The organism is Pseudoflavonifractor sp. MCC625, from assembly GCF_018784545.1.
GTDB lineage: Bacteria > Bacillota > Clostridia > Oscillospirales > Oscillospiraceae > Pseudoflavonifractor_A > Pseudoflavonifractor_A gallinarum.
In genome coordinates this window covers 29,767-45,123 of the sequence record NZ_WQOJ01000023.1, presented here as the reverse complement: position 1 = coordinate 45,123, position 15,357 = coordinate 29,767, and the positions used below count along the sequence as shown (strand labels likewise).

Annotated in this window: 8 protein-coding genes; 3 read left to right on the top strand and 5 right to left on the bottom strand. The window is 55.8% G+C overall.

All coding sequences use genetic code 11. The features are described from left to right. Positions 1–8 precede the first annotated feature (8 nt). From GPK94_RS06455 to GPK94_RS06445, 3 genes are all read left to right on the top strand, one after another. A complete protein-coding gene (locus GPK94_RS06455) occupies positions 9–9,260 on the top strand; it encodes an S-layer homology domain-containing protein (protein ID WP_215655211.1) in 9,252 nt (3,083 codons plus the stop codon). Positions 9,261–9,562: 302 nt separating this feature from the next. After that, positions 9,563–10,147: a hypothetical protein gene (locus GPK94_RS06450; RefSeq protein WP_215655209.1), complete on the top strand. Its 585-nt coding sequence runs from the start codon at positions 9,563–9,565 to the stop codon at positions 10,145–10,147. A 62-nt stretch (positions 10,148–10,209) separates the two neighbouring features. After that, on the top strand, positions 10,210–11,262 hold the full coding sequence (locus GPK94_RS06445; RefSeq protein ID WP_215655207.1) for a hypothetical protein: 1,053 nt from the start codon (positions 10,210–10,212) through the stop codon (positions 11,260–11,262). Between the two features lie 205 nt (positions 11,263–11,467). Here GPK94_RS06445 and GPK94_RS06440 read toward each other — a convergent pair whose 3' ends face one another. From GPK94_RS06440 to GPK94_RS06420, 5 genes are all read right to left on the bottom strand, one after another. Continuing rightward, entirely contained in the window at positions 11,468–12,577 is a 1,110-nt protein-coding gene (locus tag GPK94_RS06440) for an aldo/keto reductase (protein WP_215655205.1), read from the bottom strand. A gap of 13 nt (positions 12,578–12,590) precedes the next feature. Beyond that, positions 12,591–13,121, bottom strand: a complete 531-nt coding sequence (locus tag GPK94_RS06435) for a flavodoxin family protein (RefSeq protein WP_215655204.1) — start codon at positions 13,119–13,121, stop codon at positions 12,591–12,593. A 150-nt stretch (positions 13,122–13,271) separates the two neighbouring features. Continuing rightward, a complete protein-coding gene (locus GPK94_RS06430; protein ID WP_215655202.1) occupies positions 13,272–14,150 on the bottom strand; it encodes a LysR family transcriptional regulator in 879 nt (292 codons plus the stop codon). A 254-nt stretch (positions 14,151–14,404) separates the two neighbouring features. Continuing rightward, positions 14,405–14,749, bottom strand: coding sequence for an aldo/keto reductase (locus tag GPK94_RS06425; RefSeq protein ID WP_215655200.1), 345 nt, complete (start codon positions 14,747–14,749; stop codon positions 14,405–14,407). 192 nt (positions 14,750–14,941) lie between these two features. Further along, positions 14,942–15,310 carry a nuclear transport factor 2 family protein gene (locus GPK94_RS06420; RefSeq protein ID WP_215655198.1) on the bottom strand — a complete coding sequence of 123 codons (369 nt, stop codon included), beginning with the start codon at positions 15,308–15,310 and terminating at the stop codon, positions 14,942–14,944. Positions 15,311–15,357 lie beyond the last annotated feature (47 nt).

Genomic DNA, 15,357 nt, shown 5'->3' with positions numbered 1-15,357 from the left:
GAATGTGTGTGAAGAAGAGAGTGTTGAGCCTGCTGCTGGCAGTCTGCATGACCCTGTCATTGCTGCCGGCCACGGCTTATGCCGCCGTAGGCGGCTTGTTGGGCAATCCGCCGGAACGGAATGAAAGCCTGCTCCAGCAGCTGGAGCAGTTCACCGGCGAGAGCTATGAGGAGGTCTATGACCTGCTCGACACCCTGGGTCTCCTGGACGAGGACGGCAATCTGGTCACCGACCGGACCATCGACCTGGACGGGGAGACCTATACCCTGGAGGAGATGGAGGCCCTGCTCAGCGATCCGGCCACCGATCTCACCCAGGTGGCAGAGGTGGACGGGGTGCCCATCGCCCTGAAGGACCTCAAGACCATCATCGCCATCGAGCGGCAGCTGCAGTATCTGCAGGAGAAGTATTTTACTGGGGCCACCTTCGAGGGGGAGACCCTGGAGAATCTCAACAGCCTGCTGGAGCAGCTCCAGGGCGAGGGTATGACCCTGACGGCCAACCGCGATCAGGTCGTCTTTGACACCAGCAACGTGCAGGTGAAGGACGACACCTATTACATCAGCACCCCCGACGTGACCATCCCGCGGGGCACCACCCTCTCGATCAAATTCAAGGTGGATTTTTCCAATGTGCTCAAGGCCATGGGATTCTGGGGCGAAGAGTCTGTGAGCAATATGTTTAACCGTGGGCTTGCCGTCTACCTGTCCGATCAGACCAGCAACCGTTATTCTCTGGGGAACAACAGCGGTGAAATCATTTACTTTTTTACCCCAGAGGAAATGTTACAGGTGGACGGAACAGAGTACACACTGACGACAGATGCGTTCAGGAATGATTACACCGGGCCGCTGTATCTCTGCATTAGTGCGCCTGGGATCTCGGATTATGCGACAACATGGAAAAATTATCTTTCATTTGGTGAGATTTCCTTCGGGGATATCTGGCAGAATGTGTCCTTCTATGACGCCCAGGGCTTCTTCTTCCAGGACGGGAGCGGCCTGAGCGACTGCTGGAACGGCTACTTTTCCATCTCCAATCCGTTGCCGGCCATGCCAGGCTCTGCAAGCGCCTCCCAAGAGATGACCTCTTCTAACAAGATCGATTACGAGCTCGTTAGCCAAATAGGGTTTTCACTGGCGTTGAGCACCGATCTCGAGGCACTGGAGCAGACGCTGACTTATCTCCAGCAGTGCCTTGACACGCTCGACTCCGACAGCGCGATACGCACCCACGTCACCGCCACCATCAAGCAGGAGAACACCGATGATTACCAAAATATCACCGGGGAACAGCACCGCACGCTGATTGTGCCGCAGAGCGTCCTTCTCGGCGCAAACCCCTACATCGACGCAAACAGTGTCAACGGTTTTCCGCTCAGCCTCCCCTCCGGCAGGGGGACGGCGGACATCTCCTACAATATCATCTCCACAACGATGTCCTCTTACCCCGCGGTCTATCCCCTGAATTTTCTTCTGAAATTAAGTATCTGCAAGGATGACACGGTACAATGGGATCAGATCAGCGATGGCGACTTTGACGAAACCTACGTTTACTATGTAAACGGCTATACCGCCACTACCACCAAGTCCAGTTTTGAACTGGTAAATGACGGCGAGGCCCCCATCCTCACCGTCTCCGCACCGCTGGGTACCTACCGGAGCGGCGATGTGATTCCCATTACCATTACTGCCGATGAGTTCATTCAGGCCACGAATGATACCCAAATCACCATCAACAATACTCCGTACACGCTGGAAGAGCTCCACGGCTCCACCAGCGGCAAGTACATCACCTTCTTCTATGAGGTCAAGGAAATGGATGACGGCGTCCTTACTGTGGGCGTGGCCTCCAACTCCGGCATCACAGACTACTGGGGCAACAAGGCCAAAGAGGTGAATAACGTTACCGTCTCCGGCGTGACCCTGGATACCCCCATTCTGAGAAATGCCGTGGAAGGTCTAGATGTCACCTATGATGAGAGCGGCAAGGCGCTGAACTTCTCGATTGCTGTGGATCAGAATCCCAAGTATCAGCAGATGTACAGCGAATATCTGACCAATCCCACCGGCCTGATGCGGCTGCTCGTCAGCGTGAACGGCGCCCCGGATCAGGAGCATACGGTTACCATGGAGGAAGGGGCCAATGACTCCTACACCTTCACCGCAAAGCCGTACCCCCTCACGCCCACAACGGTGGACCAGAACGTCACCGTCCAGCTCCAGGTAAAGAACGGAGAGAGCTGGGAGACGGTGCCCTGGGAGACAAAATCGGTCACCATCGCCAGGCGCGTGGATGTGGCCGATGTAGTCATCAGTGTGGTCGGCGCTGGGCCGGACTACAACTACACGATTGCCCTCAGCGACGAAGCCATCCCCAAGCTCCAGGCGCAGACCAGCCCGGAGGGGGCGGCCACCAGCGGCACCTGGCACAGCACAGACGAAACCATTGCCACCATTACCAAGGAGGGCCAGATCGAGCTCCAGTCCAAAACCGGCAAAGTGAGTTTCTACTACGTGGCTGACAACGGCACGCCGGAGGATACAAAGGATGATAAGGAATCCAATCATTTGGAGTTTACCATCACCGCCGGCGACAAGCTGTATCTGGGCATCCCCCAGTATGCCCAGGAGTCCCTGCTCCAGAGCGGCAGCAGCGCCACGGTGAAGTGGAACACCAATGTCTTTGACCTCTATCCGGGACAGGATATCACCTTCACCATCAAGCTCTTTGCGGGCACGCAGGCCACCGGCGAGCCCAGCAAGAGCTATGAGGTGAAGAGTACGGCCGGGGGAGAGCGGATCACCTCCTGTACCATCCCAGCCACAGACCTGCCGGTGACTTATCCCCAGAGCCAGTACACCGTGGAGGTCGGGATGGAGAGCCCCGAGAAACGCGCGGCCACCTCTTCCATTACGGTGCTCTCCCCGCCCACCCAGCTGCGCATCACCTCGGACAAGACCGACCTCACCGATGCGGAGACCGCCGCGCTCACCTGCACTATCTCGGGCAATCCGGATGCAAAGGGCACCCTGTCCGCCGCCCGTATGGCGGACGGTGCGTCGACGGCGGAAGAGGTCACCAGCCAGTGCCTGTCCGCCGCATCGGTAGACGGGGGCAGCGGTACGGTGCGCTTTACACCGGCAGCGGTGGGCAGCGGCCTCTACGACACCTACACCATCACCTTTACCGAAAATGAGACCGGCAGCCCGAACTTTGCCCCCAGCTCCGACTCCATCGTGCTGCGGGTCTACCGCTCCGGCGCGCTGGAGATCCAGCCGGAAGGCCCGATCACCATGGATAACACCTCCAAGGTGAGCGGCAGCCTTCCCACGGACAGCAAAAGCATTCTGGAACTGCGCCAGGAGCTGGGCCTCATCGAGTACGTGAGCATCAACGCGGATGCCTACAACTGGAGCAGCTTCCGGGACGGCATCCGGTGGGTCTCGGACCACCCGGAGGCCGTGGGCATCTACTACCGCCAGGGCGGTCTGTGGGACAACATTGCGGATCTGAGCTACGAGACCTATCTGCCCCGGACGCAGATGGCGCTCTCCGCCACCACGGACGGCTCCGCCACCATCACGGCCACCCACGCGGCCACCGGCATGAGCGACAGTGTGACCGTGAATGTGAACACCCTGCGGGACAAGTTCTACCTCTTCCAGGTCACGCCCGCGGTGACCACGGAGGTCACCTACACCAACGGCGCGGGCGAGAGCAAGACGGTCCAAACCAATGCGGACGGCCTCCTGGCCCTCTATGAGCCCAGCGGCATCCAAAGCGACGTGTATTTCCGCTCGGGCAGCGAGAAGGAGCCCAATCTGGGCACCATTCTCAACAGCGCCCTCTCCAGCGGGGAGCGGGACGCGGCCAAGCTGCAGCTCTATCCCCTGAACACCGTCACCCTCCGTCCCGCCGCCAAGGCGGAGCTGTACCTGGTGCAGCCCGACGGCACGCCCTTTGCCAACGAGACCTTCACCCTCCGGGGCGGCGTGTACCTGGGCGGCTACTACTGTGAAAGCGCCCAGATGGGACCCACCTCCGGCAGCCTGATCTCCGGGGCCACCGACGGTAAATACACCACCGATCAAGACGGCAAGCTGACGGTGTACATGGATGCCACCCAGTTTGCGGCCGATGGCTATACCGGACAGCTGACCAACGCTGCGCTGGACTACTGGTTCGAGCTCAGTGACATGGACAATAACAAATATTATCCCACTCTGGTGAACATCCAGGGCAGCATGTCCGCCGACCGCATCCTGCGCACCGGCAGTGCGGTGGTCACCCTGGAGGAGGTTCCCCAGGGCCAGGAGGAGCAGCCCTTCCTCACCGCCCAGACCATGGCCTACGGCAAAGAGAGCGGAACCGATCTGCAAATCCGGGATGTCATGGGCTCCACCGGCCGAGTGGGTCCCAACAGTACCTACAAGTATGCCGAGCTCACCAGCCGCTTTATGCTCTGGGGCGTGGAGACGGAAAATGGCAAGGCCACGGTCTCCATGACCGGGGAAAATGGATTTGTCCCCGAGGGACAGACCGTGGAGGACAGCACCTTCCCCTTCTCCTCCATCCCTATCGTCACCAACACCATGGTCCTGACCAAGAAGACCATGACGGAGTCCGGCTGGCTCAAGCCCGAGACGGCCGCCAAGCTCCGGGCCTGCGTGTACCAGAATGACCAGCTGCTCAAGGACGTGTCCATGCCCTTCCAGGTCATTGACCTGACCGATGTGAAGCTGGTCAACGAGGACGCCAAGGCGGTGGTGCTGGACATGCAGGGCAGCTTCCAGAACGGCCTGAACAGCAACAGCAGCCGCTTCACCTTTGGCAACAGCTCCATCAGCAGCGCCTTTAACGGGGATATCGCCTCCATGCTGCGCTCGGTGGCCAATTCCAGCAACCCCCTGTTCAAAGTACTCATCACCCCCACGGAGGACAGCACGGTCTTCAATGTGCTCATCTGGGGCGGCTATGACAGCCTGGAACTGGAGGACTTCGACTACGACCAGGACGGCCTGTCCATGAACTATGAGCTGCTGGACACCGAGCGGCAGGTGGGTGTGCCCAGCGTGGGCGACCTCAGCGATATGGCCCAGGGCAACTACCACCCCAGACAGGACCTGAGACAGAACTATCTGAAGACCACCAACTCCGGCCTGGATTTCGGCGCGCAGCTGACCGGCTGCTACGAGGGCCAGTTCTACTACGACACCGACCAGCACGCGTGGGCCTTCCGTGTGGTGAGCGGCGGCTTTACCGCCGGTGCGGGCGTGGGCTTTGAGGCCAACGTGAACTTCTTTGCCGGTCCGATCCCCATCACCGCCTCCTTCGGCGCGGGTCTGTCCCTCCAGCTGGACTACAAGGCCGCCACGGTCTACACCGACCAGGTGAAGGATACCTCCGGCTGGAGCGAAGAGGCCAAGGCCTCCGACTCCGTCAACGATTTCCTCACCACCCTGCGCATCAACGGCTATATCAGCGCCTTTGGCGGCGTGGGCTTTGATTACAGCATCGTGGCGCTGAAGATCGGCCTATTCGGCAAGCTCACCGGCGACTCCACCAACCAGTTCCTCTCCCGGACCTATCTGACCAGCGGCCAGCAGCGCAACGGACAGGCCCTCGGCGTGGAAGGCGAGGTGGGCCTCAAAGTGGTGGTCAAGCTGCTCTTCATCTCCTATGACGGAGCGCTGGTCTCCGGCAAGGTCAATTACAACGAAAAATTCGGCGATTATCAGTACATCAACGACTACTGGACCGGAAACGGCACCAGCACCACGTCTCTGGCGGGTACGCCCACCCTGCTCAGCCGCAGCTATCTGGAGGCCTACGCCAATGGGGAGCGCGCCTGGAATACCCCCGGCTTTGACAGCGACGCGACCGTGGTGCAGAACGACGCCAACCCCGGCTCGGAGCCGGTGGTGAATGACGACGGCAGCCTCTCGGCCTACATCAGCGACGGCAACAGCGAGGACTTCTATGCCAGCCGCATCCGGGCCGGCAAGGTGGGCGATGAGGGCGCGGTCATCGACGACGACGGGGACGACACCAACAACGGCTTCGGCGACCTGTCCCCCTCGCTCTCCGGCACCAGCGGATTTACCGTGGCTGCCTGGTCCCGTCTGAGCACCAATCTGGACAAAAACGCCGGCGATCCCATTTCCCCCGATGAGCAGAAGCAGCTGCTCAACAGCACCGAGATTATGGTGGCTGCTACCTCCGACGGTGGAAGCAGCTGGACCACCAAGCAGCTCACCGACAACGCCTCCCCCGACCTGGCGCCGGTGACGGCGGTGGGCGGCAGCCATGCCGTGGTCTTCTGGCGGAGCGTCTATGCCTCGGATGCGAATGATCTGACTTCTTTCGACACCAGAGACAGCATCTGCTTCAGCATCTTTGACGGAAACAGCTGGAGCGATGCCAAGATGGCCTACAACGGTTCCCAGGGCGGCGTGGTCGGCCTGAAAACCGCTATGCTGGAGAACGGCACCTCCATCGTGGTCTTTACCCTGGATCGCGGGTCCAGTGACCCGGAGAATCAACCCATGGAGGGCTACGAGCTGGCCTACCGTGTGGTGGAGAAGGACGGCACCCTGGGCGATCTGGTGGTGCTCACCAACGATAAGGAGACCGACGCCAATCCCCAGGTGGCGGCGGCGGATGGCTCCTTTATCCTGGGCTGGTACAGCACGCAGGACGGCGGCGACATCCGTCTGCAGGCCGTGGGCGCCGATGGGCAGCTCTACAACGGCAGCAGCGAAAACGCCATCCCGGCCAGTGTCAAGGCCATCTCCCAGGAGGAGAATCTGAACATCAACTCCAATTTCCAGTTTGCAAAAGAGAGCGGCCAGAGTGTCCACGGCCTGACCCTGGTGTGGGCGGAGACGGCATCCAACGCCAAGGGCGAGGCCGACCACAGCCTCCTCTATGGCACCCAGCTGTGCAAGAGCGGGGGAGAGGTGTATCTCTCCACGCCTCAGCCTCTGGTCACCCTGCCCAGCCGTACCCTGTCCAACTCCTTCAGCGCCTGGAAGGACAGCGACGGCAAGATCAGCGCCTACATCTTCGGCACTCAGTACAGTGAGTCGGCAACGGAAAATGTGGCCGGATATGCGGTGCCCGCCGACACCGATCAGCTGCTCACCGGCGGCGGCAGCCTGACGGCGGAGGCCGTGTCGGTGGACGCCATCTCGGTGGACTATGCAAATCTGCAGGTAAACGCCTTCACTCCGGTCGGGTTCACACTTCGCAACACCGGCACTACCCCGCTTACCGGCCTGACGGCGGAGGTGGGCGGATATGCCTCCGATGCCGTTGCCCTGAATCCCGGTGAGAGCGCCAGCGTGACGGTGCTGTACAAGACGGGCGCCGCCATCGCCAATCCCACCTATACCATCACTGCCGACGGCAGCGGACCGCTTGCCGGCGACACCCTCCACCTGGACTACAACGACGTGGGGATCTCCTCTATGGAGGTGGTCCGTGAGCATGAGGGCAAGCGCACCGTCCAGGTGACCCTGTACAACGATTCCGCAGCCCTGCTGGAGAACACGGGGCGCACGGTGGAGCTGAGCCTCTACACCGATTCCGAGTACACCAGCGCCGCTGCGGTCACCCTGGAGGGCAGCCAGGACGGCGTATCCGTATCCGGCAACACGGTCACCCTCCGCGGCGACGCCCTGCGGCGCATGGACCAGGGCAGCATGACCTTCCAGTTCACCTATGATCTGAAGGATTATGTGTGCAACACCTTGCAGCAGGAGGAGGTCCCCGCCAGCGGCGTGTACCTCTACGCCAAGGCGGAAGTGAAGGAAAACAGCCAGACCATGGCGGAGTATGCCACCGGCAATAACACCTCCGCGGTCCTGCTCACCGGCGCATATGCCCGCACCGGGGAAAAGACCACGCGGAACGTGACGCAGACCAATACCGACGTCACCACCGCTGTGGTGGAGCTGAAGAACAATTCGCTCCAGGATCAGACCACCGCGACTCTGGTGGCCTCCCTGCTGGACGAGGACGGCCAGGTGCTGGAGACCAAGACCACCGACATCCGCGGAACGCTGCCTGGCGAGACCGTGCAGACCAGCACGATCCCGTTCACCCGTCTGGGCAGCCGCGTGGTGGTCCACGCCGCGGCGGCGGGCGAGGACAGCCTCACCTTTGAGGGGCTGCCTGTGACCCGAGATGACTTCAAACCGGACGAAAACGGGGTGCTCACCTATGCCATCTCCGGGATCTCCGACTATGGTACCCTGGTCACCGCCATCTCCGGCAGCGGGGAGAAGGTCACCATCAACGGTACGGAATTCACCGGCAGCGGCAGCCAGTACATCCCTATTGGCGCAGGAGAAACGGTCATCACCGTGCATATCGGCAGCACCGCCTACGCCCTGCACATCACCAGCACACACACCAGCGGCGGCGGGGGTGGGGGAAACCCCAGCTATAAGATCACGGTGGAATCCGGCGACCACGGAACCGTGACTGCCAGCCGGAGCATGGCCACCGCGGGCACGGCCATCACACTGACCCCCGCGCCGGAGGAAGGCTACCGGCTCGCTGGTCTGACCGCCACCGATCCGACCGGAAAGACGATCCCTCTCAACGGCAAGGGGGATGGCACGTACACCTTTACCATGCCGGCCGGTGCCGTTACCGTGAAGGCCTCTTTTGCGGAGATGACCTCGGACGGACTGCCCTTTGTGGATGTGCCCGCAGGGTCCTGGTATGAAGAGGGGGTACGCTATGTCTACGAGCATGGCTTGATGGCGGGCACCAGTGCCACCACCTTCAGCCCCGAGGTAACCACCTCGCGCAGCATGATTGCCGCCATTCTGTGGAGAGTGGAAGGCAGTCCTGTGGTGAATTATGCCATGACATTCGATGATGTGGACCAGGGCTCCTGGTATGGCGAGGCGGTCCGATGGGCCGCCAGCGAGGGGATCGTCGCCGGATACGGAGACAACAAATTTGGTCCGGACAATCCGATCACCCGCGAGCAGATGGCCGCTATGCTGTATCGCTACGCGCAGTATAAGGGCTATGATGTGAGCGTGGGAGAGAGCACCAATCTCCTCTCCTATGCGGACGTTGCGGAGCTGGGTGAGTATGCCGTTCCCGCGATGCAGTGGGCGGTTGGTTCCGGCATCATCAACGGGACCGGGAAAGCGATGCTCAGTCCCCGGGGCAGCGCGACCCGCGCCCAGGTCGCGGTGATGCTTAAGCAGTTCTGTGAGAAATACGTGACCTGGTAACACGGAGGGATCCGATCCCGTTACCTGCGAAAACAAGGCGCGGACAGCCAGCTGGCTGTCCGCGCCTTGTTACATAAGACTTAGGCAATAGCATATTAGCATACAGTTTGAATATGCTGTGAAAAGCTTGGCGGAGGAACAGTTGCTATACTCTGAGGCGGAGTTATCGACTTGGGCATTGCTCGAACGCTTCCGTCAGATGATTCCCTATGCAAAAACAAATCCGGAGACATTAGAAAAACTGCGTGCATGGGGAGTGGAGCGCGCGGTGAATGCTTCGGAAAATCAGGAGGTGTGACCACATGAGCATATCATCGCTTGAGGCGGAGCTGAGCCGCCAAAGAGCAATCAACCGGGAGCTTAAGCACGAACTCAATGAAATTGAGAGGGGTGTTAGCAACGGTTACCGTGTGCTGGAGGACTGCAACAACAAAATTTGTAGTACTTTAAATGAAAGTACGGCTAAATTTGAGGACAGTCATCAAAAGGGAATTGCAGCAATCGAACTTCAAGGCGAAATTGACAAGATGTATGTCCGATTCAAACAGATGGAGCTTGCAAATAAGAAAATTCGCGAATGTAACAATAAAAAGTATTATGACTTTTCCAATTATAGGACTATCCGAAAACTAGTTCAGGGTATGATGGACAACCTGGATATGGATATGGTTAGTGACGCAGTTATCTATAAGTCTGTGGAAATACAGCATCTCAAAACTCCGGATTACTGGTTGACGTGTGTTTTAATTGCTGTTATGGCATGGAAAAATGATGATCGCTCGTTAGCTGAACGGGCGATCGAACGGGCTATTACATTAGATAAAAAAATAGTGCTATTTTTTTTATGCTGTTTAATCTTCGAATGCAGAGGGATGAATCTGCTCTGAAGTGGTTTTTCACTTATCAGGAGTGTTCGCTGAAAGGATCTGACCAACGGAATTTTCTGCTGTTGTTTGCATTGATGAGCAGGGCGGTCAACACCAGTGAGAACGTCAGTGAGACAACCCGTTCAGAAATTCAGACATTTATCAAAAAGGTAATACAGGCCAATATTAATGCCAAAGGATACAGTGAAGAGGAAATGGTATCCAGAGCCCAGGCTTTTTACAGTCGCATGGATGGTAAGGAGGAACCGGCTTATCCGCTGCTGAAAAAGTATTGCGGCGAGTTCACTGCTTTAGCAACTGCTATGCGAATGGCTAGCGCCAATCTTACAATTTTAGAATTTCTCAAAAAACTGATTCATGCAGAGGCGGGAAAACACAATGCCTTTGTCAAAAATTATATTGATGAATTGATTGCCCGGGCCAATCCTATGGAGAAAGCGGTCTATGATGAGATTCGCTACAATGAATTGATTATCCGTTATCAAGGTGAGGTGGAGGTTGCGAAGGAGAAGTTTGCGGCAGAGCAGACCCATGATGCATCCGAACTCTGTTTGATTGCGGAGATAATCGATTGGGTGTTTACTGCAGACGAAAAAGAGGTAAATGGACAGAGCCGTCTTAATATGTTTGCCTTGACCCGGGAAATCCACGAAAAAGCCATCAACAATCATACAGCGGCCTACCGTGCCATCGATAAGATACATCTGCCCATTACCATAGGGGAATATACAACAACCGCAGATTTTTCAAATGAAGCTAGTGAACAGCAGAAAGTGGAGCAATTCTTTGCGGCCAAGCGGGACAATAGCCTTACACAGGTTAAAAATTGGCCTGCATATGTAGGATTCGCATTGGGAATTGCGGCAGCCATTGCATCTCCACTCACCAGTCTGTCACTGCTAGTTGTTACACTAATTGGTGCTGGATTTGGCGTTGTTACACTGTTGAAAAATAAGGCGGATCGAAAACAGATCCTTTTGGACTATGACAATAGCATTTCTATGACGATGGACGTCCTCAGACATTTGTTTGAAGAGTATGGCACCTACCTTGCAGAGTATTATGAATATGACCGTTATACTGAACAAATTGCTGCAGAATTTGCACAATTATAAAGGAAGGACGGAGCGTTCGGGAACATCAGACACCTACTTTTACACACTCAAAGCAAACAAGACTACTGATTAAACCTGGGGTAAAATACTTTGGCAAATAGAACCTCCACATTACCTATACGGTTACCAAAACGTATAGGTAATGTGGAGGTTTTCAATAAGATGGAGAATAAAACACAACAAGTTTTGCCATTCGGGATTCTCCTTACTTTTCAAATTCCTTTGCCACGTCCACCAACAGTTTGCGGATGGGCAAGTGCTGTGGGCAGGCCTTTTCGCATTTTCCGCACTGGATGCAGTCGGATGCCTTGCCTTTTCCTCCGCCGGTGTGGACCACGTTGTAATAATAATCGGCGTTCCAGTCGTGATGAATCTGCTTCGTGTTCATGACCGCCAGCAGGTCGGGGATGGAGATGTGCTTGGGACATCCGGCCACGCAGTAGCGGCAGGCGGTGCAGGGAATCAAATTCATGGAGTGGTAGATTTCCCGTACCTGATCAATAGCCTCCAGCTCTTTGGCGTCCAGCGGACGGAAGTCCTTCATAAAGCGGATGTTTTCCTCCATCTGCTCCATGCTGCTCATGCCGGAGAGAACCATCATCATGCCTTCAAACCCGGCAGCATAGCGGATGGCGTAGCTTGCGGCGGAACCGCCGCCCAGCTGATCCAAAACCGCCTTGGCCCTTTCTGGTAAGTTTGCCAGAGTGCCGCCTTTCACCGGCTCCATAACAATGACCGGCTTGCCGTATTTGCGGCAGACCTCATAGCATTTCCGGCTCTCCACGGCGGGGTCCTCATAGTCCAGATAGTTGAACTGGATCTGAACCACCTCCACCTGGGGGTACTCGGTCAGAATCTGCTCCAATACCTCCGCCCGGTCATGGAACGAGATGCCAAAGTGCCGGATTTTACCCTCGGCCTTTAGTTCCAGCGCCGTCTCATAGGCCCGGCACTGCTTGAAGTAGGCAAAGGTGGCGGCTCCCTGGGCGTGCATCAGATAGAAGTCAAAATAATCCACGCCACAGGCTTCCAACTGGCTCTGAAACAGAGGACGGATGTCCTCCTGCTTTTTGAAGAAAAAGTTGGTGAGCTTATCTGTGAGGATATAGCGGTCACGGGGGTAACGGCTGGTCAGGCAGGTTTTCAAAGCACCCTCGCTCTTGCCGTTCAGATAGCCATGGGCCGTATCAAAATAGTTGAAGCCGTTTTCCAGAAAAGCGTCCACCATCCGGCAGGTCTGCTCAATATCCACCTCGCCGTCTTTCATGGGCAAGCGCATACATCCAAAGCCAAAGTTCTTTTTGATGTGTTCCATGCTGTGCTCCTCCTTACATCTGTTTCCCCATCTCATAAGCCTGGGTATAGGCCGGGTGCTGATAGACATCCCCCTTGTCCCAGGTGCCGGTGCCGTAGATCACGCCCGCTTCCTTTGCATCCGGCAGGCAGCGCAGAAAGCCCCGGAATGCCGCCAGCGTCCCATCCCCGGCTTCGTGCTGGGGATCGGCAGCCGTGATGATAAAATAAAACCGCTTGTTTGCAATGGCCTTGTGATTGACCAGGCAGCGGTCGATCAGCATCTTCATCTGGCTGCATATGGAGTAAAAGTACACCGGGGATGCCAGCACAATGACATCGGCTGCCACCAGTTTGGGAAAAATCTCCGCCATATCGTCCTTGACGGCGCAGATATGGTTTTCCATGCAGGCGTAACAGGCCCGACAGGGGGACAGCTGCTTCTCCCGCAGATTTACTTTTTCTACCTCATGTCCGGCCGCCGCCGCACCTTTGGCAAACTGGTCACACAGTACATCGGAATTGCCTCCCTTCCGGGGGCTGGAACTGACAATCAGGACCTTCATAGCAGACTCTCCTTTGGGTTGGTCTGCTTTTATTATAAAAATCCCTGCGCGGTCCATCAATTTGAGTTTCCGCCGCATTTGATAAGTTTTGCTTATATGAAAAAGCTGCCCTTGCAGAGCAAGGGCAGCCGTAATATAGCCGGGTAACTATTAAAATTTACGTTTCAAAATGTCCGCAAATTCCTCTACATAATAGCCGGAGTTATCTTTCTTGAAGAACAGACAGTAGTTGCGGGCAATCTGCTCCTCTCCGCGGCAAAGTGGAACACGGCGAATGGAAGTGCCGAAGGTCATCGCCGGGCCGTTGCCTTCCACCGGTAAAAAGCCCTGACCGCTGATGACCATCATGCGTGCCTCTTCCAGATTCTCTGCAAAGAGGATCTCACTCTGTATACCGATGATGGTCTGGTAAAACTCTTTTTCAGTGGCTTGCTGTTCTTTGGACGCCACCAGAATACAGGGAATGTTTTTCAATTCCTGTACAGTAACAGAAGAAAGTTCCGCCGCAGGGTTTCGGGCTGCCAACTCAATATACATTTTGTTGGTGGCTAAAATCAAATTGACATATTCGTCGGAAAAGGCACGACGCTGATCGTTGACTACCAGATCCGCGCCGCCGGTGCGCAGCAGGTCAAATAAATCTTCATGGTTGCCGTACAGCAGTTGAAGGTCAACACGAGGGTACTTTTCTGAAAATTCCTCCAACGCCTGATGAACTTCCGGGCTGTTATGGTTGCGGAGGTATCCTATTTTTAGAATCGCTTCATCTCCACGGGCGATCTTAGCGGCTTCGCTGCACATCTGCTCATAATCCGCAAGTAATATCAGGCTCTTTTTGTAAAAATGCTCTCCCGCAGGAGTCAGTACAAATTTCCGATTCTGCCGTTCCAGCAGAGAAAAGCCCAGTTCCTGCTCCAGTGCCTTGATCTGCTGAGAGATGGCAGACTGGGAAATGTGGCATTCCTCCGCCGCCTCTGAAAAGCTGTTGTTGCGCACAACGGCTTGAAAATATCGAACCTGTCGTAACAAGGGCCCACCTCCCGCTGAAACATATTTTTGTCATTATAGCACATCCGCACCAGTTTTCAAAAGAGATGAGTAATCCAGGCGAGAATACCCGCGGTTTCATTTCAAAAACTGCGCCGCAGAAAACAAAAAGACGGGCACTCTCGAAAGAGGGTGCCCGCCAAGTGGTCAAAACAGAAATCAGTCTTTGGAGGGTAAGTCCGGAAAAACGGACTGCTAAACTGGAAGGGAACCAGAGCCGGGAAACAAAAAGAGGCTTACGGGTGGATTTTCAGGCTGTGGAGCATCTTGATGAACTCAGGGTTGTTGTGATCCACAATGCTGCTGTGTCCCATATCCAGAGTGTCGATTTTCGCCATCTCCTCCTTGGAGAGAGAGAAATCCCAAATATCAAAATTCTGTTCTATGCGGTCCCGGTGAACGCTCTTGGGGATGACCACCACACCACGCTGGATATTCCAACGCAGGGCCACCTGGGCGGCAGTCTTACCATGGGCACGGCCAATCTCTGTGAGGATGGGGTTTGTGAAGATGCCGAACTGACCCTCGGCAAAGGGCCCCCATGCCTGGGGGGTCACGCCGTAGTCCGACATGGTTTTCATGGTCTCTTTCTGGGAGTTACTGTATAAAGGGTGGTTTGCGCTACCTACTATATTACATCATTACATCGGCTGACGGTTCATTTGTGGCAAAGTGACAACCAGCAGAGGGAAGGGAGACGTATATGCAATGAGGCATGGCACGGTGGGAGATGGCCATGCCCCGTCTTATTCGACTCCCCGACAAATGGGAAGTTATCGGATTGCTGTACCAATATGTTTATCTAATCTCCACTGAGGTGCATTTTCGTCATCTGCCCAATATTCGTCCATTGATACAATTTTGTCATTTTTGATTTTAATAAAAGATGTGACATGAAAGGAAATATTCCTTTCTTTTGGATAGACAAGCGTAACTGTGATAATTAAATCTTCTATAGTTTCTACTCTTTCAACAATTCCATCCCAGTTTCCCGGATACTCGCAGTTAGCAACGACAAATTCGTCTACATTAAAATGCTCGTTTGTGCAGTGCCAGTTTACATATGCTTCTTGATGAAAATATTCTCTGATTTCCTGTTCATTTTGAGCAAGAATGGCGCTCCAAAACTTTTTTATATCCACTTCACATCACCTATCAATTCCGGTTTATCGCTCTGTTCAAGGCAATT

Bases quoted from the DNA above. Each gene is read 5' to 3' on its own strand.
- GPK94_RS06450 (WP_215655209.1), top strand. From the start codon at position 9,563: ATGAGCATATCATCGCTTGAGGCGGAGCTGAGCCGCCAAAGAGCAATC.
- GPK94_RS06440 (WP_215655205.1), bottom strand. From the start codon at position 12,577: ATGGAACACATCAAAAAGAACTTTGGCTTTGGATGTATGCGCTTGCCC.
- GPK94_RS06435 (WP_215655204.1), bottom strand. From the start codon at position 13,121: ATGAAGGTCCTGATTGTCAGTTCCAGCCCCCGGAAGGGAGGCAATTCC.
- GPK94_RS06425 (WP_215655200.1), bottom strand. From the start codon at position 14,749: ATGAAAACCATGTCGGACTACGGCGTGACCCCCCAGGCATGGGGGCCC.